This window comes from Frigoribacterium sp. PvP032 (assembly GCF_017833035.1).
GTDB lineage: Bacteria > Actinomycetota > Actinomycetes > Actinomycetales > Microbacteriaceae > Frigoribacterium.
Genome location: NZ_JAFIBM010000001.1, coordinates 1,300,986 through 1,319,696 on the forward strand (window position 1 = coordinate 1,300,986; position 18,711 = coordinate 1,319,696).

15 protein-coding genes, 1 tRNA gene and 1 pseudogene are annotated in these 18,711 nt (G+C 73.7%); 8 read left to right on the forward strand and 9 right to left on the reverse strand.

Translation table 11 applies throughout. The annotated features are described in order from the left end of the window. Position 1: 1 nt before the first annotated feature. The 7 genes from JOE35_RS06035 to JOE35_RS06065 all read left to right on the forward strand — a co-directional run bounded on the left by JOE35_RS06035 (position 2) and on the right by JOE35_RS06065 (position 6,746). A complete protein-coding gene (locus JOE35_RS06035) occupies positions 2-661 on the forward strand; it encodes a TetR/AcrR family transcriptional regulator (RefSeq protein WP_209560322.1) in 660 nt (219 codons plus the stop codon). Between the two features lie 60 nt (positions 662-721). After that, positions 722-794: transfer RNA gene (locus JOE35_RS06040), tRNA-Thr, on the forward strand. A 126-nt stretch (positions 795-920) separates the two neighbouring features. Further along, positions 921-1,901, forward strand: a complete 981-nt coding sequence (locus JOE35_RS06045) for a Gfo/Idh/MocA family protein (RefSeq protein ID WP_209560323.1) — start codon at positions 921-923, stop codon at positions 1,899-1,901. Positions 1,902-2,024: 123 nt separating this feature from the next. After that, positions 2,025-3,575 carry a D-alanyl-D-alanine carboxypeptidase/D-alanyl-D-alanine-endopeptidase gene (gene dacB / locus JOE35_RS06050; RefSeq protein ID WP_209560324.1) on the forward strand — a complete coding sequence of 517 codons (1,551 nt, stop codon included), beginning with the start codon at positions 2,025-2,027 and terminating at the stop codon, positions 3,573-3,575. 77 nt (positions 3,576-3,652) lie between these two features. Further along, the gene (locus JOE35_RS06055) at positions 3,653-4,225 is read left to right on the forward strand and encodes an isochorismatase family protein (RefSeq protein WP_209560325.1); all 573 of its coding nucleotides are present in this window, start codon (positions 3,653-3,655) and stop codon (positions 4,223-4,225) included. Further along, a complete protein-coding gene (locus JOE35_RS06060; protein ID WP_209560326.1) occupies positions 4,222-5,697 on the forward strand; it encodes an NAD-dependent succinate-semialdehyde dehydrogenase in 1,476 nt (491 codons plus the stop codon). The genes JOE35_RS06055 and JOE35_RS06060 overlap by 4 nt, the downstream gene beginning before the upstream one ends. Next, positions 5,694-6,746, forward strand: a complete 1,053-nt coding sequence (locus tag JOE35_RS06065; protein WP_209560327.1) for a Gfo/Idh/MocA family oxidoreductase — start codon at positions 5,694-5,696, stop codon at positions 6,744-6,746. The genes JOE35_RS06060 and JOE35_RS06065 overlap by 4 nt, the downstream gene beginning before the upstream one ends. Before the next feature lie 43 nt (positions 6,747-6,789). Here JOE35_RS06065 and JOE35_RS06070 read toward each other — a convergent pair whose 3' ends face one another. The 9 genes and pseudogenes from JOE35_RS06070 to JOE35_RS06110 form a co-directional block, all read right to left on the reverse strand. Continuing rightward, complete coding sequence (locus tag JOE35_RS06070; protein WP_209560328.1) at positions 6,790-7,839, reverse strand: enoyl-CoA hydratase/isomerase family protein; 1,050 nt, start codon at positions 7,837-7,839, stop codon at positions 6,790-6,792. An 83-nt stretch (positions 7,840-7,922) separates the two neighbouring features. Beyond that, positions 7,923-9,827 carry an ABC transporter ATP-binding protein gene (locus JOE35_RS06075; protein WP_209560329.1) on the reverse strand — a complete coding sequence of 635 codons (1,905 nt, stop codon included), beginning with the start codon at positions 9,825-9,827 and terminating at the stop codon, positions 7,923-7,925. Positions 9,828-9,947: 120 nt separating this feature from the next. Beyond that, positions 9,948-11,294, reverse strand: coding sequence for an MFS transporter (locus JOE35_RS06080; RefSeq protein WP_209560330.1), 1,347 nt, complete (start codon positions 11,292-11,294; stop codon positions 9,948-9,950). 205 nt (positions 11,295-11,499) lie between these two features. After that, positions 11,500-12,135: pseudogene (gene ribA / locus JOE35_RS06085) on the reverse strand (GTP cyclohydrolase II); the annotation flags it as partial. Positions 12,136-12,149: 14 nt separating this feature from the next. Next, a complete protein-coding gene (gene ribD / locus JOE35_RS06090) occupies positions 12,150-13,151 on the reverse strand; it encodes a bifunctional diaminohydroxyphosphoribosylaminopyrimidine deaminase/5-amino-6-(5-phosphoribosylamino)uracil reductase RibD (protein WP_209561908.1) in 1,002 nt (333 codons plus the stop codon). 41 nt (positions 13,152-13,192) lie between these two features. Then, positions 13,193-13,852, reverse strand: a complete 660-nt coding sequence (locus JOE35_RS06095) for a GNAT family N-acetyltransferase (RefSeq protein WP_209560332.1) — start codon at positions 13,850-13,852, stop codon at positions 13,193-13,195. Positions 13,853-13,854: 2 nt separating this feature from the next. After that, on the reverse strand, positions 13,855-14,910 hold the full coding sequence (gene trpS, locus JOE35_RS06100) for a tryptophan--tRNA ligase (protein ID WP_209560333.1): 1,056 nt from the start codon (positions 14,908-14,910) through the stop codon (positions 13,855-13,857). Between the two features lie 54 nt (positions 14,911-14,964). Continuing rightward, positions 14,965-15,810: an exodeoxyribonuclease III gene (locus JOE35_RS06105; protein WP_209560334.1), complete on the reverse strand. Its 846-nt coding sequence runs from the start codon at positions 15,808-15,810 to the stop codon at positions 14,965-14,967. Positions 15,811-15,835: 25 nt separating this feature from the next. Beyond that, the gene (locus JOE35_RS06110; protein WP_209560335.1) at positions 15,836-16,930 is read right to left on the reverse strand and encodes a YihY/virulence factor BrkB family protein; all 1,095 of its coding nucleotides are present in this window, start codon (positions 16,928-16,930) and stop codon (positions 15,836-15,838) included. A gap of 122 nt (positions 16,931-17,052) precedes the next feature. Between JOE35_RS06110 and ptsP the strand changes: the two genes are divergently transcribed. After that, positions 17,053-18,705, forward strand: coding sequence for a phosphoenolpyruvate--protein phosphotransferase (gene ptsP / locus JOE35_RS06115; RefSeq protein WP_209560336.1), 1,653 nt, complete (start codon positions 17,053-17,055; stop codon positions 18,703-18,705). Positions 18,706-18,711 lie beyond the last annotated feature (6 nt).

The window sequence follows — 18,711 nt, forward strand, 5'->3', positions numbered from 1 at the left end:
CATGACCGACCCGACTGCCGCCCCGGGCCTGCGTGAGCGCAAGCGCCTGGCCACCCGACGGGCCATCCAGCTCTCCGTCCTCGACCTGATCGGCGAGGAGGGACTCGAGGCCGTGACCGTCGACATGATCAGCCGCCGTGCCGACGTGTCGCCCCGCACCTTCTTCAACTACTTCACCTCGAAAGAAGAGGCGGTCGTCGGCGACCTGCCCGACCTGCCGGAGGGCGAGTCGCTCGACCGGTTCCTCGCCGCGCACGACGAGCCGATCATCGACGGTCTCATCCGCCTCCTCGACGAGGCCGTGGTGACCGCGACCTTCGACCGCGACCTGGTGCAGCGTCGGCGCATGGTGCTGCGCAGCCACCCCGACCTGCTCGCTCGCCGGATCGCCTCGACCCGGGTGCTCGAGGACCGCCTCACCGGCATCGTCGCCCGCCGGCTGGCCACGGCCCCCGGCCGTGCCGACGACGCCACGGAAGAGTCCGACCTGAGCAGCGCCCACCTGCTCACCCTGGTGGCGATCGCTGCGCTCCGGCACGCCTGGGGCGAGTGGATCGACGACGACGACGCCGACCACGCGACGGACCACCGCTACGGGCTGCGCGCGCGCATGGAGGCGTCGTTCGCGGAGCTCGGCCGCGTCGTGACGCGACAGGTCTGAGAATCCGCTACAGTTGGTGATCGTGCCGCGAGGTACTGGTTCTCGATCTGATCGAGATCCGCCGCTTTAGCTCAGTCGGCAGAGCGTCTCACTCGTAATGAGAAGGTCTGGGGTTCGATTCCCCAAAGCGGCTCCCACGAAGGCCCGGTCCGTGAGGACCGGGCCTTCTGCCGTTGTCGGCGTCCTCGGCGCCCCCTCGTCCGCAGCCCCGCCGGTCCTCCGCAGCCCCGCCGACCAGCCCGGCTGGTAGACAGGTCGCATGAGCATCCGATGGGGCATCCTCGGCGCCGGCGGCATCGCCGACACCTTCGTGAACGACCTGACCAGGGCGGGCATCACGGTCTCCGCCGTCGGCTCGCGTGACGCCGACAAGGCGCGCCGGTTCGCCGACGACCACGGCGTCGCGACCGCGCACGGCAGCTACGACGACCTCGTGGCCGATCCCGAGGTCGACGCCGTCTACGTCGCCACCCCGCACGTGTTCCACGAGCAGAACGCCCTCCTGGCGATCCGGGCCGGGAAGCACGTCCTCGTCGAGAAGCCCTTCACCGTGACGGCAGCCGAGGCCGAGCGGGTGCTGACCGCGGCCCGCGGGGCGGGCGTCGTGGCCCTCGAGGCGATGTGGACCCGCTACCTGCCGCAGCAGGTCCGCCTCCGCGAGGTGGTCCGCAGCGGGGTGATCGGCGAGCCGCGCCTCCTGACGGCTGCCCACATGCAGTCGCTGCCGACCGATCCGCGGCACCGTCTCAACGATCCTGCCCTCGGCGGCGGCGCCCTGCTCGACCTCGGCGTCTACCCCGTCTCGTTCGCCCACGACCTCCTAGGCCCGGTCGACGCGGTCGCCGCCACAGCCGTGCTGAGCGATCAGGGCGTCGACACGCGCACGGGCATCACGCTCCGCCACGCGAACGGCGCGACGTCGAACCTGTTCTGCGCCCTCGACACCGCGGGACGAAACGACGCCGTCCTGCACGGGAGCGGAGGCCGGATCGAGATCGACCACACGTTCTTCGCGCCCGGCGGCTTCACCGTCAGGGACGCCGACGGCGAGGTCGTCGAGAGGTTCGACTCGGCCGAGGGCGACCTCCGCGGCATGCACCACCAGGCGCTCGAGCTGGCCCGTCTCGTCGACTCGGGCGAGCTCGAGAGCCCGGCGCTCACCTCCTCCGGCGTCGTGGCCGTGATGACCACCATGGACGAGGTCCGCCGCCAGGTCGGCGTGGAGTATCCCGAGCGCTGAGCTCCCGGGCGCTGAGCTCCCGAGCGCTGAGCTCCCGGGCGCTGAGCCCGAGAGCAGGGCCCCGGGCCGAGGAGGCGCGAGCTCGGCCCCCGGAGGAGGCACGCGTTTCGTAGGATGTCCTGGATGAGCGAGCAGGACGCGACCCCCGACGACCGCCCCTCCGACGACGGCACCCCCGCCGTGGCTGCGGAGGCGGCCCGGCCGCGCGACGTCCGCGCGTCGGCCGCGCGCCTCCTGCGGGAGCACCCTCGCACCACGCTCGTGACCGCCGGCGTCCTCGCGTTCGCCCTGCTCGGCGGCGGCGCGGTCGCCGCCGGCGCCGCGACGGCCCCCGACGCCCCTGCTCCCTCGAGTGCGCTGGCAGGCGGAGACGCCACCGCGGACGCCGCAGAGCCGACCGAGGTCGTCACCGTCACGCCGGACCCGACGACGGCGCCCGATCCTCAGCGGGCAGCCCCCGCCGCCGTGCCGCCCGCGACCAAGCTGCGCACCTGCTCCGTGGCCGCCGCCGCCGCCGACCCGCGCCTCGCCCAGTTCGAGGGCTCGGTCGTCAACGCCGCGACGGGCGAGGTCCTCTTCGACCGGAACGGGTCCACCCCGGCCCGGACCGGCAGCGTCCTGAAGACCCTGACGAGCGCCGTCGCGCTCTCCGTCCTCGGCGCAGACCACCGCCTGACGACCACGGTCACGGGCGACCCCGCGAGCGGCACGATCGCCCTCGTCGGCGGCGGCGACGCCACCCTCAGCGCGACGGGCCGCAGCGTGTACTCGGGGGCGCCGACGCTCAGCGACCTCGCGGGGCAGGTGGCCGCCTCCCTCGGCGGTCAGCCGGTCTCGCAGATCACGCTCGACGCGACCTGGTGGAGCCAGGCCGACAAGTGGGACCCGTCGTGGAAGCGCACCGAGCAGACCATCGGCTACCACAGCGAGGTGACGGCGCTGATGGTCGACGGCGACCGTGCCGACCCGTCGGCGAACACGAGCCCGCGCAGCACCGACCCGGTCGGACGAGCGGGCGAGGCGTTCCGCGCCGCGCTCGTGGCGGCGGGCGTCTCGGGCGCCGGGTCGGCGTCGATCTCCCAGGGCACGGCGAGCAGCGCGACGGTGCTCGGCTCCGTGCAGTCGCAGCCCGTCTCGACGCTGATCGGCCAGATGCTGCCGAACTCGGACAACACGCTGGCGGAGATGCTGGCGCGGGCCTCGTCGAGGGAGTCCGGGGCGGACGGCTCCGCCGCCTCCCTGACGGCCCTGTACCGGTCGGCCCTGGGCGGCACCTACGGGCTCGACACGTCGGCGATCACGATCGTCGACGGTTCCGGGCTGAGCGAGAACAACGCCGTGCCCTCGACCTTCGTGGCTCGCCTGATGATCCAGGTGCGCGACCGCGCCCACGGGCTGGGCGCGGTCTACGACGCCCTGCCGATCTCGGGCCAGACCGGCACCCTCGCGTCGCGCTTCACCGGCTCGAACGCCGCCGCGCGCGGAGCCGTCCACGCCAAGACCGGCTGGATCGACACCGCCTACACGCTCGCCGGCTCGATCGACTCGGCCGACGGCACGCCCCTGACCTTCGCGTTCTACGCGATCGGCCCGGTGAGGGACAACGCCCGCAGCGCACTCGACACCCTCACGGCGTCGGTCTGGCGCTGCGGCAACTCGCTCGCGAACAGCTGAGCGGCGCACCTGACCGGCGCACCTGACCGGCATAGACAGTTCAGACAGCTGAGACACCACAGAGGGAGGATGGGAGCATGACCACCGCGCTCTTCGTCATCGACGTCCAGAACGACTTCACCGAGGGAGGCGCCCTCGCCGTCACCGGGGGCGCGAGCGTCGCCGCCCGGGTGACGGAGCACCTGCGCGCTGACCGCGCCCGGTACGACGTCGTCGTCGCCAGCCGCGACTGGCACGACGACCAGGGCGACAACGGCGGCCACTTCTCGGCCGAGCCGGACTACGTCGACAGCTGGCCGCCGCACTGCGTCCGGGGCACGACGGGCGCCGACTACCACCCCGACCTCGACACCGGGCTCGTCGACGAGCACGTGCGGAAGGGCGCGGGCACCCCGGCCTACTCGATCTTCGAGGCCGCGACGGAGGCGGGCGAGTCGCTCGTCGACCTCGTGGCCCGGCGCGGCGTCACCGACGTCGACGTCGTCGGCCTGGCCACCGACCACTGCGTCAGGGCGTCAGCGCTCGACGCCGCGCGGGCGGGGCTCCGCGTCAGGGTCCTGACCGATCTCGTCGCCGGGGTCGCCGAGGGGCCGAGCGCGGCCGCCCTCGACGAGCTGCGCGAGGCCGGCGTCGACACGGTGCGCTCGTGAGCGCGGGCGACGAGGCACGCGTCCTCGCAGCCGTGCCGACCGGCCTGCACGTCGACGGCGAGTGGGTGCCGGCCGCCTCTGGCCGCACGTTCGAGGTGCGCGACCCGTCGACCGGCGACGTCATCGCGACGGTCGCCGACGCCGCTGCGGCGGACGGGCTCCGCGCCCTCGACGCCGCCGTCGCCGCGCAGGCGGCCTGGGCGGCCACTGCTCCCCGTACCCGCTCCGACATCCTGCGGCGTGCCTTCGACCTGCTGCGCGAGCGCGCCGACGACCTGGCGCTGCTGATGACGCTCGAGATGGGCAAGCCGCTCGCCGAGTCGCGCGGCGAGGTGGCCTACGGCTCCGAGTTCGTGCGCTGGGCCAGCGAGGAGGCGGTGCGCATCTCGGGCCGCTACGGCACGAACCCGGAGGGGACCGGTCGCACGATCGTGCTGAAGCGCCCCGTCGGCCCGTGCCTGCTCATCACGCCGTGGAACTTCCCCCTCGCGATGGCGACCCGCAAGATCGCGCCTGCCCTCGCGGCCGGCTGCACGGTCGTGGTCAAGCCCGCCGACCTGACCCCGCTCACCACCTTGGCCCTCGTCGGGATCCTCACCGAGGCCGGCGTGCCGCGCGGCGTCGTGAACGTGGTGACGACGACCTCGGCAGGCGACGTCTGCGAGCCCCTGATCCGCGACCCGCGCCTCCGGAAGCTCAGCTTCACGGGCTCGACGCCGGTCGGGTCGACCCTGCTCGCCCAGGCGTCCGAGCGCGTGCTCCGCACCTCGATGGAGCTCGGCGGCAACGCACCGTTCCTGGTCTTCGACGACGCCGACCTCGACGCCGCCGTCGAGGGCGCCCTGCTCGCCAAGTTCCGCAACGTCGGGCAGGCCTGCACCGCCGCCAACCGGTTCCTCGTCCACGAGGCCGTCGCGGACGAGTTCGTCCGCCGGGTGACCGAGCGCGTCGCGGCGATGACGCTCGGCCGCGGCACCGACGACGGCGTCGACGTCGGCCCGCTGATCGACGACCGCGCCGTCGAGAAGGCCGAGCGCCTCGTCGACGACGCCGTCGCCCGCGGCGCCGTCGTGCGGACGGGCGGCGCCCGCGTCGACGGCACGGGCACCTTCTACGAACCGACCGTCCTCGACGGCGTGCGGCCCGGCAGCGAGCTGCTCACCACGGAGATCTTCGGCCCCGTCCTCGCCGTCTCGACCTTCGCCGACGAGGAGGAGGCGGTGCGGAAGGCGAACGACACCGAGTTCGGCCTCGTGGCCTACGCCTTCACCCGTGACCTCGCCCGCGGCCAGCGACTGGCCGAGACCCTCGAGACCGGCATGCTCGGGCTCAACGTCGGCGTGGTGTCGAACGCCTCCGCGCCGTTCGGCGGCGTCAAGGCGTCCGGCCTCGGCCGCGAGGGCGGCCTGGAGGGCATCCAGGAGTACCTGGAGACCGTGTACCTGATGACCCCCGACCCCTTCGCCGCATGAGCGCCGCCGACCAGCAGCAGCCGCCGCGCCTCCGCGTCGGGATCGTCGGCTACGGCCTCGCCGGCCGGGTGTTCCACGCCCCCCTCGTGGCCGCGGACGACGCGTACGACCTCGTCGCCGTCGTCACCCGTGACGGCGACCGGGCAGAGCAGGCCAGGTCCTCGCACCCCGGGGTCGAGGTCGTCCCGCAGGCGAGCGACCTCGACGCCCTCGGCCTCGACCTGGTGATCGTCGCGACGCCCAACGCGACGCACGCCGACGTGGCCGCGGACGCCCTGCGCGCCGGGTCCGCGGTCGTCGTCGACAAGCCCGTCGCGACCACCGCCTCCTCGGCTCGCCAGCTGATCGAGCTCGCCGAGTCGCTCGGGCGGACGCTGACCGTGTACCAGAACCGTCGCTGGGACGGCGACTACCTGACGGCGTCGCGTCTGGTGCAGAGCGGCGCACTCGGCGACGTGCACACCTTCGAGTCGCGCTTCGAGCCGTGGAAGACGGCGAACCGCGCGGGCTGGAAGTCGCAGGCGACGGCTGCGGAGGGCGGGGGGATCCTGTTCGACCTCGGCCCGCACCTGGTCGACCAGGCGCTGCACCTGTTCGGGCCCGTGGCCGACGTCCACGCGGAGATCGCCCGGCGGCGCCCGTCGGGAGCCGCGGACGACGACGTGTTCGTCTCCTTGCGGCACGAGAGCGGGGTGCGGTCGCGGCTCTGGATGAGCCACGTCGACGCGCAGCCCGGTCCGCGCCTCCGGGTGCTGGGCACGGCAGGGGCGTACGTCGTCGACGGGCTCGACCCGCAGGAGGCGCAGCTCGCGTCGGGCACGTCGCCCCGCGATCCTGGCTACGGTCGCGTCCCCGACGGGCGCCACGGCCTCGTCGGCATCGGGGACGATGCCCGGCGCGAGCCCACCGACCAGGGGCGGTACCCGTTGTTCTACGAGCAGCTCGCCCGTGCCCTGCGGGGTGCCGGGCCGGTGCCGGTCGACCCGCGGGACGCGCTGGTGGCGCTCGAGGTGATCGAGGCGGCACGCGAGTCGGCGGGCCCCGCCTGACACCAGGCGCCCGGACGGCGACCGACCACCATCCGGAGACGGGTCAGAGCCGGGTGCCCCAGTCGACGCTCGCGAGGACGGCATCGACGTCCACCTCGGCCAGCGTGGCCGGCGACCAGTGCGGGGCCCTGTCCTTGTCCACGACCCTGGCGCGGATGCCCTCGACGAGGTCGGGGGAGTCGGCCAGCGCGGTGACGAGCCCCAGTTCCTGGCCGAGCACCGCCTCGAGGTCGGGCAGGCCGCGGGCGCGACGCTGGGCGGCGAGCGTGAGCACGACGGAGGTGGGCGAGGCGGCCACGAGGTCGTCGGCCGCCCGGCCAGCCGCCTCGACCCCGTCCCGCTCGAGCCCACGGAGCCGTGCGAGCACCAGCGCGGCGTCGTCGCCCCGGTAGGCGTCGTCGATCCAGCTGCGCTCGGCGGCGAGCGGCGCCGGGGGAGGCTCGACGGCGAGGGCCCTGACTGCGTCCGGACCCCCGGTCGCCAGCGCGTCGAGGACGCGGTCGCCGCCTCCCTCGCCCTCCTCCTCGACGAGGACGTCGGCGAAGCCCGTGAGCAGGGCGTCGGAGGCGGTCATGGCCGCCCCGGTCAGCGCCAGGTGGGTGCCCAGCTCGCCGGGCGCCCGGGAGAGCAGGTAGCTGCCGCCCGCGTCGGGCGTCAGGCCGATGAGGGTCTCGGGCATGCCGACGCGGCTGCGGGGCGTGACGACCCGGAGCGACACGTGGCCGCCGAGCCCGACGCCCGCGCCCATGGCGATGCCGTCGAGGTACGAGACGACCGGGCGGTGCCAGCGGGCGAGCCGCAGCGCGCCGCGGTACTCGCGCCGCCACATCGCGACGCTGCGGGCAGGGGCGGCGGTGGCATCCCGGTGGATCGCCGTGATGTCGCCGCCGGCGCAGAAACCGCGGGGGCCCGCGCCCCGCAGCAGCAGGCTCTCGACCGCGGCGTCGTCCTGCCAGGCGTCGAGGGCGTGCTCGATCAGCCCGAGCATCCCCTCGGTCACCGCGTTGATCTTGGCGGGCCGGTTCAGCGTGATCACGCCCACGCCCCGGTCGACGTGGAACAGGACCTCGGGCTCGCGGGCGTCGTCGCTCATGCCGCCAGGCTAGGCGACCCGGCGACCCGGCGTCCCTGCGCCCTGAGGTCAGACGAGCCGGCGACCCGGCAGGCGACCGGAGGTCAGACGAGCAGCTGGTGCTTCGCGAGGTCCTTGTAGAGCGGCGTGCTCTCGACCAGCTCGGAGTGGGTGCCGACGCCGACGACCCGTCCGTCGTCGACGACGACGATCTGGTCGCTGTCGACGACGGTCGAGAGCCGGTGTGCGATCACGATCAGGGTGCGTCCCTCGGCGACGGCGTCGATGGCCTCGCGGAGGCGCTGCTCGTTGAGCCCGTCGAGGCTCGACGTCGACTCGTCGAGCAGCAGCAGCGCGGGCGCCGAGAGCAGCGTCCGCGCGATCGCGAGTCGCTGGCGCTCGCCGCCCGAGAGCAGCACGCCGTCCTCGCCGACCTGGGCGTCGAGGCCCAGTTCGCCGCGCTCGAGCACCGCCGTCAGGTTGACCGCCTCGAGCACCCGGCGGCAGTCCTCGTCGGTGGCCTCGGGCGACCCCAGGGTGAGGTTGTCGCGGATGGTGCCCGCGAGCACCGCGGCGTCCTGCTCGACGTAGCCGATCTGCGCCCGCAGGTCGACGCGGTCGAGCGCGCGCACGTCGACGCCGCCGAGCCTGACCACGCCGGAGGTCGGGTCGTAGAAGCGCTCGATCAGGGCGAGGATCGTGCTCTTGCCTGCTCCGGAGGGGCCGACCAGGGCGGTGCGCTTGCCCACCGGAGCCGAGAACGAGACGCCGCGCAGCACCGTGAGGTCGTCGTCCCGACCCTCGCGCGCCTCCTTCGCCGGGGTCGTGCCGTCGGCGGCGGGAGGTGAGTCCGGGTAGCGGAAGTGGACGTCGTCGAAGCGGATCGCGGCGTCCGTCTCGACCCGGGCGTCGCCGCCGAGGCCGGCGGCGACGGCGTCGTCCCCCTCGGTCTCGCGGGGCAGGTCGAGGATCTCCTGGATGCGGCCGAGGGCGCCGAGCGCCTGGTTCACGCTGAGGACGGCACCCATGGCCTGGCCGAGCGGCATGATCATCAGGAACAGGAACAGGATGAACGACACGAGCGAGGCGATGTCGATGGTGCCGCTGGCCACGCGGAAGCCGCCGACGCCCAGCACCACGAGGAACGACGCCTGCAGCGCGACGGAGGCGATGGGCACGACGAGCGCCGAGATGCGCGCCACCTCGAGGCCGCGCTGGTAGGCGCCCTCGGCGTCGGCCTGGACGCCGGTGATCTCGCGCTCCGTGGCGCCGCTCGCGCGGATCGTCCGCACCGAGCCGATCGACCGCTCGACGGCGGCGGTCAGGTCGCCGACCTTCTCCTGGGCACGCCGGCTGGCGACGCGGATGCGGCCCGAGAGCAGCACGACGACGGTGACCGAGATCGCGACCACGAGCACGGTGAGGCCGAGCAGCACGGGGTCGATCAGGAACATGCCGACCAGGGCGCCGACGAAGGTCAGGGAGCCGCCGATCGCCTCGACGAGTCCCTGGGTCAGGACGGCCCGCAGCAGCGTCGTGTCGCTGCCGACGCGGGACACGAGGTCGCCGGTGCGGCGACGGTCGAACTCGCTGACCGGCAGGTGCAGCAGGCTCGCCACGAGCCGACGGCGGCTGGAGAGCACCACTCCCTCACCGGTGCGCTGCAGCAGGTAGTGCTGGAACCCGCTCAGCAGCCCGGCCACGACGACCAGCGCGACGAGGGCCCAGACCAGCCGGCCGAGCGTCTCGCCCTGCTGCACGAGCGTGATGACCTGGCTGACGAGGAGGGGCTGGCCGAGCGAGGCGGCGGCGCCCAGCACGCTGAGCACGATGATGACGACCATCACCTTCTTGTGCTCGAACAGGTAGGGGAGCAGCTGGCGGAACGTGGCCCTGGGGCCGTCCGCCTCTCGTCGGCCCGTTCGGCCGCGTCGCGCGCGTGCCGGTGCGGGTGCTGATGTCGACGCGGATCGAGTGCTCTGGTCGGAGCGGCTCGTGTCGGAGCTCATGGTGCCTCTCGGGGATGGTCGTGGCTGATCGCCTCGACCAAAGTACTTCGTCCCGTCCCGAGCCACCTGCGCTCGCGCTGGGACCGTGCCCGGTCGGCCCGCCCGGTCGGCCCGCCCCGGTCAGCCCGCCGCGTCGTACTCCACGTCCTTCGTCTCCCGGCTGAGCAGCAGCGCGACGAGCGTGAGCACCGCCATCGACGAGAGGTACAGGCCCACGAGCCACGTGCTGCCGCCGGCCGCCTGCCAGAGCGCGACCGCGATGAACGGGGCGACGGCCGCGCCGAGGATGCTGGCGACGTTGTAGCTGATGGCCGAGCCCGTGTAGCGCACGCTGGTCGGGAACAGCTCGGGCAGCACCGCGCCCATGGGGCCGAAGGTGAGCCCCATCAGCGTGAACCCGACGATCAGCAGGGCCTGGGCCCCGAGCGCCCCGGCCGCGAAGAACGGCGCGAACAGGAACCCGAAGACGAGGATCGCGCTCGTCACGACGATGAGCAGGGCGCGTCGGCCGAAGCGCTCGGCCAGCGGGCCCGACACGAGCGTGAAGATCCCGAAGAACACGCAGCCGAAGATGAGCATCAGCAGGAACTGCGTGCGGTCGATGCCGAGCCCCGGGGCCGCGCCCGACGCCTCCGCGGTGCCGTACGTCAGGGTGAAGGTCGTCATCAGGTAGAAGAGCGTGTACGTCGCCAGCATGATGAACGTGCCGAGGACGAGCGGGCGCCAGCTCGTCGTGAAGACGCGGGCGAGCGGCAGCTTGGCGACGTTGCCCGAGTCGACCACGGCCTGGAACGCCGGAGTCTCGATGAGCTTGAAGCGGACGTAGAGCCCGATGATCACCAGCAGGGCGCTCGCGAGGAACGGCACGCGCCAGCCCCAGCTGAGGAACTGCTCGTCGGTGAGGTTCGCGTTCAGGACGATGAAGACGAGGTTGGCGATGATGAAGCCGATCGGGGCGCCGAGCTGCGGGAACGTGCCCCAGATCGCGCGACGGCCGGCCGGGGCGTTCTCCGTCGCGAGCAGCGCGGCGCCGCTCCACTCGCCGCCGAGGCCGAGGCCCTGGCAGAAGCGCAGCACGACCAGGCACGCGGGCCCGGCGACGGCCCAGCCCGGCGTCGTGCCGGCGGGGATGCAGCCGATCAGCACCGTCGCGACCCCCATGGTCAGCAGGGAGGCGACCAGGGTGCCCTTGCGGCCGATGCGGTCGCCGAAGTGACCGAACACGATCGAGCCGACGGGGCGCGCGATGAACGCGACCCCGAAGACCGCGAAGGAGGCGAGCCTCGCGACGGCCGGGTCGTCGTTCGCGAAGAAGATGGTCGGGAACACCAGCACGGCCGCCGTCGCGTAGACGTAGAAGTCGTAGAACTCGATGGACGTGCCGACGAGGCTCGCGAGGACGACGCGCGAGCGCTTGTTGACGGGCTGTGCGGTGGGCGTCGACGAGGCGACGGTGCTGCGGGACATGCGGACTCCGGTGCGGCGAGGAGCGGACGAGTGGCGGCGGCCGGGCGACGTCCGGAGCCAGGTGGGCTCGACGGGGTCGCTGGCGGAGATCCGGCCCCGGGAGATCGGCGGGGCGTGCGGTGCCGTGGTGCGTGGTGCAGGTGACCGCTCGTGACAGCCGTCGTCCATCTTACGTCGCAGCGGGAGGTGCCGCTGTCCGTGTCCGTCAGGCGTCGCCGTGAAGCTGCCCCGGCAGCTCGTGTCCCATGCGGTCGCGCTTGGTGTCGAGGTAGCCCTCGTTGAAGGCTCCCACCCCGACGACCAGGGGGACGGACTCGAGCACCTCGATGCCGTGCTGCACGAGCTGGCGTCGCTTCTCGGGGTTGTTGCTGAGCAGGCGGACCGACGTGACGCCGAGGTCGCGCAGCATGTCGGCGGCGGCGCCGTACTGGCGCGAGTCCGCCGGCAGGCCGAGGGCGAGGTTGGCGTCGAGCGTGTCGAGGCCGTCCTCCTGCAGCCGGTAGGCGCGCAGCTTGTTGATCAGGCCGATGCCGCGGCCCTCGTGGCCGCGCAGGTAGACGACGACGCCGCCGTGGTCGCGGATCGTGTCGAGGGCGGCGTCGAGCTGGGGCCCGCACTCGCACTTGAGCGAGCCGAAGGCCTCGCCGGTCAGGCACTCGGAGTGCACGCGGACCAGCGCGCCGTCCGAGGGCGCGGTGCCGTCGGGCCCCGAGGCGACGATCGCGATGTGGTCGGCGCCGGTCTCGACGTCGGTGTAGGCGCGCATCCGGAACGTGCCGTGCGAGGTCGGGACGGTCGTCTCGACCTCGAAGGTCACGTGCGAGACGCGGGAGGAGTCGGGGGTGCGGGCGTCGGTCATGAGGTGCTCCGGGTGTCGTCGCGGGCCACGACCAGGAGGTCGGTGCCGAGCAGGGTGACGTCGGCGACGCGGAGGCGCCGCTGGTCGTCGATCGTGGCGACGCCGAGGTCGTCGAGCGCGGTGCGCGCGCCGCCGATCAGCGTCGGGGCGAGGTAGACGAGGTAGTCGTCGGCGAGGCCGGCCCGGACGAAGGCACTCGCCACGGTCGGGCCGCCCTCGACGAGCACGCTGCGGACCCCGAGTCGCCAGAGTGCGTCGAGCGCAGCGGCAGGGTCGTGCCCCGCGACCTGCACGAGCTCGCGCGGGTGGCTCCGGAGGCGGGCGTCGGCCGGCACCGCCCGGTCACCGACCACGACGGGGACCGGCTGGTCGGCGAGCAGCTCGCCCGCGTCGCCCCGTGCCGTGAGGCTCGGGTCGTCGGCGAGGACCGTGCCCGTGCCGACGAGGATCGCGTCGTGGGCGGCACGCACCTCGTGCACGTGCTGCCGGGCGGCGGTGCCGGTGATCCAGCGACTCGTACCGTCGGGCGCGGCGGCTCGGCCGTCGAGGCTCGAGGCCCACTTGACGGTCACGAACGGACGGCCGTGCCGCGCCGGCACCAGCCAGCGGCGCACCAGCTCGGTCGCCTCGTCGACGAGGAGGCCCCGCTCGACCGCGACGCCGGCCTCGAGGAGGCGCGCACCGCCTCCTGAGGACCGCTCGCCCGGGTCGTCGACCGCGTACACGACACGGGCCACGCCCGCCTCGATCAGGGCCGTGCTGCACGGCCCGGTGCGGCCGGTGTGGTCGCACGGCTCGAGCGTGACGACCGCCGTGAGGCCAGAGGCCCCGGTCTCGCCGAGCTGGGCCAGCGCGTCGATCTCCGCGTGCGGCGTGCCCGCGCCGCGGTGCCAGCCCTCGGCGGCCGTGCTGCCGTCGGGTCGCAGCAGCACGCAGCCCACCTGGGGGTTGTCGCCGCGGGCCGGGCCCCTGGCCGCCAGCTCGAGCGCACGCCGCATCGCCGTCTCGACGACGGCGGCGTCGGGGGTGAGGTGGTCGGTCACGAGTCCTCCGGGAGGCGCGGGGCGCCCTGCGGTTGCCGGGCACTGTCGTCAACGCCGTCGGCGCGCGGCCATTCCCGCGGGGGGTCGCCGACCCCGCCGGTCAGGTCGGGCCAGCCCTGCTTCGGGAAGTGCTCGTCGCCGGGGCGCAGCCGCGCCTTCCAGCAGAGCGGCCGAGCGCCGTCGCGGCCGGGGTGCATCCCCGGCCCGACACCCGTGTAGGTGAAGCCGCAGCGTCGAGCGACCGCCGCGGAGGCGTCGTTCCCGACGTAGCCCTCCCAGTGCAGCTGGTCGAGGCCGGCGTCGCCGAGCGCCCAGTCGGCCACGAGCCGGACCGCCGCGGTCATCAGGCCACGGCCTCGTGCCGCTGGCGTCGTCCAGAAGCCGATGTCGCGGGTGCCCAGCCGCACGCTCACGACGCCGAGCAGCAGCGACGAGCCGGGCCCGCGCAGGCCCCAGGTCGCCTCGCGACCCGTGGCCCAGCCGTGGTCGACGATGCGCTCGAGGAAGAACTGCGCGTCGGCCCGCGAGTAGGGCGCCGGCACGGTCGTGAAGCGCTGCAGCACCGGGTCCTGGCAGGCCTCGACGATGGCATCGACGTCGGCCGGTCCCGGCACCTCGAGCCGGACCGCGGGCGACTCGAGCACGAACGGCTGCACGGTCAGGCCCTGCGGACGAACCCGATGCGGTCGTACACGGTGTCGAGCGTCGCCTGGGCGATGGCGTCGGCGCGCTCGGCGTTGCCGGCGAGCACGCGGTCGAGCTCTGCCGGGTCGTCGAGCAGCTCGAGGGTGCGGGCGCGGATCGGGGTGAAGGTCTCGACCACGACCTCGGCGACGTCCTTCTTGAGGTCGCCGTAGCCGCGCCCCGCGTACTTCTCCTCGAGCGCGGCGACGGTCGTGCCGGAGAAGGCCGACAGGATCGTCAGCAGGTTCGACACCCCGGCCTTGGCCCCGCGGTCGAAACGGATCTCGCGCTCGGTGTCGGTGACGGCCGACTTGATCTTCTTCGCGGTGCGCGACGGCTCGTCCAGCATCCAGACGATGCCGGAGTCGGTCGCGGCCGACTTGCTCATCTTCGACTCGGGCGTCTGCAGGTCGTAGATGCGGGCGGTCTCCTTGAGGATGGCCGCCTCGGGCACGACGAAGGTGTTCCCGTACCGGGAGTTGAAGCGCCCGGCCAGGTCGCGGGTCAGCTCGACGTGCTGGCGCTGGTCGTCGCCGACCGGCACCGACTCCGCCTGGTACAGCAGGATGTCCGCGGCCATCAGCGTCGGGTACGCGAAGAGGCCGAGGGTCGCCGCGTCCGCGCCCTGCTTGGCCGACTTGTCCTTGAACTGGGTCATCCGACTCGCCTCGCCGAAGCCCGTCAGCGTGTTGAGCACCCAGGCCAGCTGCGCGTGCGCCGGCACGTGCGACTGGATGAAGAGGGTCGACCGCTCGGGGTCGATGCCCGCGGCGATGTACTGGGCGGCGGTGCGGCGGGTCTGCTCGCGGAGCGTCGCCGGGTCCTGCGGCACGGTGATGGCGTGCATGTCGACGACGCAGAACAGGGCGTCGTGGCTGGACTGCAGCTCGCGCCACTGCAGCAGGGCGCCGACGTAGTTGCCGACGTGCAGGGAGTCGGAGGTCGGCTGCATGCCGGAGAAGAGACGGGGCCGGGCGGCGCCGTCGGCGCCGGTGGTCGTGCTGGTGGCAGTGCTGGCGGTGCTGGTCATGGTGTCCTCGGGGGAGAGAGCTCGGGGGAGGAGGCTCGGTGTCGGCGGTGCAGGTCAGATGTCGTAGTCGACGACGACGGGGGCGTGGTCCGACCAGCGCTTGTCGTACGAGGCGGCGCGGTCGACGACGAGGCCGGAGGCACGCTCGGCGAGGGCAGGGGTCGCGACGTGGTAGTCGATGCGCCAGCCGGTGTCGTTGTCGAAGGCCTGGCCTCGCCACGACCACCACGAGTACGGCCCCTCGACCTCGCCGGCCAGGCGACGGCCGACGTCGACCCAGCCGAGGCCGGTGCCGCCCTCGCCGTCGGCGGTCTCGACGGGCTCGCCCTCGGGGCCGAAGAAGCGGTCGAAGTAGGCGCGCTCACGGGGCAGGAAGCCGGCGCGCTTCACGTTGCCCTTCCAGTTCTTGATGTCGAGCTCGCGGTGCCCGACGTTGAGGTCGCCGGTGACGACCGCGAGCTCGGAGTGCGCGGCGAGCTGGGGCAGCCGCTCGGTCATCGCGTCGAGGAACTTCCACTTCTCGTCCTGCTTCTCGGTGCCGACCTCGCCCGAGTGCACGTAGGTGCTGACGACCGTGACGATCGTGCCGTCGACGTCGTAGTCGGCCTCGATCCAGCGACCGGCGCTGTCGAAGTCGTCTGCGCCGAGCTCGACGCGGTGGATCTGGGCCGCGCCGCGGGAGGCGATGGCCACGCCGGCGCGCCCCTTGGCCGTGGCGGGGTGGTGCAGCACGTTCCACTCGGGGCCGAGCAGGCCCTCGAGGTCCTCTGTCGTGGCCCGCACCTCCTGCAGGGTCAGGACGTCGACGTCACGGTCGGCGAGCCACTCGCCCATGCCCTTGCGGTACGCGGCACGGATGCCGTTGACGTTGACCGAGGCGAGACGAAGACGAGAACCCATGCCAGAGAGACTAGCGGCGGAGGGACTAGCGGCGGCCCGGGTGCCGGAGGGCCCGCGGCAGCCGGGAGGCGAGGCCGCGGAGGCGCTCGGCCGCCTGCGTCCTGCGGGAGCCGAGCTGCGCCTCCTCGGCCAGCCGCGCCTCCTCGAGCAGGCGCAGTCGTTCCGCCTCGGCGTGAGGGTCGGCGAGCACCCCGATGTCGTCCATGCCGACGGCGATCCAGCCCGCGGCGAGCAGCAGCACCTGGCAGAGCAGGTTGATGACGAGCAGGAGGCCGACGATCGCGGCGAACGACGCCAGCAGGGGGTTCGAGCCGGCTGCGCGCAGCAGCGTCCCGCCGACGAAGGTGATGAGCACGAACCCGGCACCGCCGATCGCCGAGCCGGCGAGGAGGCGCCTGACCGGGATGTGCAGGCCTGCCAGCACCCGGAACAGCACGGCGAGCACGGCCGTGTCGAAGACGAAGACGAGCACCAGCCCGACGAGCCGCAGCAGGGCCACGGAGGCGTCGGAGTCGGTCGAGAGGCCGACGAGGCGCAGCCCCCAGGTCACGGCCGTCGTGCTCAGCAGCGAGATCGAGGCCGAGACGAGCACCGTCGCCCCGAACGCCAGCGCGAGCACCAGGTCGCGGGCGATCAGCCGCAGGAGGGGCGTCGCCGGCTGAGGGGCCCGGAAGACGGTCCGGACCGAGTCGCGCATGCTGCCGAAGAGCCTGATCGACGAGAAGAGCAGCCCGACGAGGGCGACCGTGCCGGTCCAGCCGAAGACCGAGGCGTTCATCAGCGCGCCCGGCTCGACGACGCCGGCGCCGGAGTCGTCCTTGATCACGCCCGGCACGGCCGACTGGATGAAGGTGATCAGCTCGTCGCGCACGACGTCGTTGCCGGCGATGACGAAGCCCGCGACGCTGAAGCCGACCCAGAGGGCGGAGAACAGGGCGAAGAGCGCCTGGTACGTGAGGCCGGCGGCCAGCAGGGGGCCCTTCTGCACGACATGCCGGCCGACCACCCGCACGGCCCTCGACGACGCGAGGCGCGACCCGGCCGCACGGGCGGCGGAGGCGGCGGTGGCAGCGTCGGGGGCGACGCCGCCCTGCTCGGTGTCGTCGGGGCGGCGGCGCATGCACCCAGGGTACGGGCGCGTGCACGGGTCGTCCGCCACCGCTCGCGTACGATGTCGCTGACCCCGCGGCGCCGCCGACCAGCGTGCCCGCCGCAGACACCGCGAGCACGAAGAGGTACACAGTGGCACTACAGGGCGTTGGCGTCGGACGTGGAGTGGCCGTCGGCCCCGTCCTGAGGATGCCCGAGCCGCTCCCCGAGCCCGGCACCGGGGGGCGCACCGCGGACGCCGCCGTCGAGTCGGCCGCCGTCGAGAAGGCGCTCGCCGCCGTCGCCGCCGACCTCACCGCACGAGGCGAGAAGGCAGGAGGCGAGGCGAAGGACGTCCTGGACGCCCAGGCCCTGATGGCCCAGGACCCGACCCTCGTCGAGGACGTCGACCAGCGCATCGCCGACGGCTCCACGGGCGAGCGCGCGGTCTTCGAGGCCTTCGCCGCGTTCCAGGAGATGCTCGTCGGCATGGGCGGCTACATGGCCGAGCGCGCGACCGACCTGGGCGACGTCGCCCAGCGCGTCATCGCCTCCCTGCGGGGCGTCGCCGCTCCCGGCGTGCCCGAGAGCGACACCCCCTTCGTGCTGGTCGCCCCCGACCTCGCACCCGCCGACACGGCCCTGCTCGACCTCGAGAAGGTCCTCGCGCTGATCACCCGCGACGGCGGCCCCACCTCGCACACGGCGATCCTCGCGCGCTCGAAGTCGATCCCCGCGATCGTCGGCGTCACCGGGGCCCTCGACCTCGCCGACGGCACCGTCGTCGTCGCCGACGCCGCGACCGGAGTCGTCACCGTCGACCCGTCCGCCGACGAGGTCGCCGAGGCCGAGCAGCGCATCGCCGACCGCGCCGCCGCGGCCGCCGCGCCCCTGACCGACGGCGCCCTCGCCGACGGCCACGCCGTGCCGCTGCTCGCGAACCTCGGCTCGCCCGACGAGGCCGCCGGCGCCGTCGCGCTCGGCGCCGAGGGCGTCGGCCTGTTCCGCACCGAGTTCCTGTTCCTCGGCAACAGCACCGCCCCGACCGTCGAGAGCCAGACCGCGAGCTACACCGCGCTGCTCGAGGCGTTCCCCGGCCGCAAGGTCGTCGTGCGCGCCCTCGACGCCGGGGCCGACAAGCCCCTCAGCTTCCTCAACGACGCGCACGAGGAGAACCCGGCACTCGGGCTGCGCGGCCTCCGCGCCCTGCGGGTCAAGGAGCAGATCCTGCGCGACCAGCTCAGCGCGCTCGCCGCCGCCCAGGCCGCGACGACGGCCGACCTCTGGGTGATGGCGCCCATGGTCAGCGACGCGGAGGAGACGGAGTACTTCGTGGCCCTGGGCCGCGAGCTCGGTCTCAAGACCGTCGGCGTGATGGCCGAGGTGCCGTCGCTCGCCGTGCTGGCCGACCAGATCTTCTCGTCGGCCGACTTCGTCAGCGTCGGCACGAACGACCTGACGCAGTACACCCTCGCCGCCGACCGCATGCTCGGCTCGGTCGCCCGCTACCAGGACCCGTGGCACCCTGCCGTCCTCCGCCTCGTCAAGGCGCTCGGCGACGCGGGGGCGGCTGCGGGCAAGCCCGTCGGCATCTGCGGTGAGGCCGCGGCCGACCCGCTGCTCGCCGTCGTGCTCGTCGGCCTCGGCGCGACCACGCTGTCGATGACGCCGGCCGCGCTCGCGGACGTCCGCCTCGAGCTGGGGAACCACACGCTCGAGCAGGCACGCGCCCTGGCGACCGCGGCGATCGCGGCGACGACCGCCTCCGGCGCGCGCGAGGCCGCCGAGGCCGTCGTCGCCGGCTGACGTCGA

Excerpts from the sequence above, each read along its gene's own strand:
- JOE35_RS06035 (WP_209560322.1), top strand. The coding sequence starts at position 2 with ATGACCGACCCGACTGCCGCCCCGGGCCTGCGTGAGCGCAAGCGCCTG.
- JOE35_RS06045 (WP_209560323.1), top strand. The coding sequence starts at position 921 with ATGAGCATCCGATGGGGCATCCTCGGCGCCGGCGGCATCGCCGACACC.
- dacB (WP_209560324.1), top strand. The coding sequence starts at position 2,025 with ATGAGCGAGCAGGACGCGACCCCCGACGACCGCCCCTCCGACGACGGC.
- JOE35_RS06055 (WP_209560325.1), top strand. The coding sequence starts at position 3,653 with ATGACCACCGCGCTCTTCGTCATCGACGTCCAGAACGACTTCACCGAG.
- JOE35_RS06065 (WP_209560327.1), top strand. The coding sequence starts at position 5,694 with ATGAGCGCCGCCGACCAGCAGCAGCCGCCGCGCCTCCGCGTCGGGATC.
- JOE35_RS06070 (WP_209560328.1), bottom strand. The coding sequence starts at position 7,839 with ATGAGCGACGACGCCCGCGAGCCCGAGGTCCTGTTCCACGTCGACCGG.
- JOE35_RS06075 (WP_209560329.1), bottom strand. The coding sequence starts at position 9,827 with ATGAGCTCCGACACGAGCCGCTCCGACCAGAGCACTCGATCCGCGTCG.
- JOE35_RS06080 (WP_209560330.1), bottom strand. The coding sequence starts at position 11,294 with ATGTCCCGCAGCACCGTCGCCTCGTCGACGCCCACCGCACAGCCCGTC.
- ribD (WP_209561908.1), bottom strand. The coding sequence starts at position 13,151 with ATGCGGCGTGCGCTCGAGCTGGCGGCCAGGGGCCCGGCCCGCGGCGAC.
- trpS (WP_209560333.1), bottom strand. The coding sequence starts at position 14,910 with ATGACCAGCACCGCCAGCACTGCCACCAGCACGACCACCGGCGCCGAC.
- JOE35_RS06105 (WP_209560334.1), bottom strand. The coding sequence starts at position 15,810 with ATGGGTTCTCGTCTTCGTCTCGCCTCGGTCAACGTCAACGGCATCCGT.
- JOE35_RS06110 (WP_209560335.1), bottom strand. The coding sequence starts at position 16,930 with ATGCGCCGCCGCCCCGACGACACCGAGCAGGGCGGCGTCGCCCCCGAC.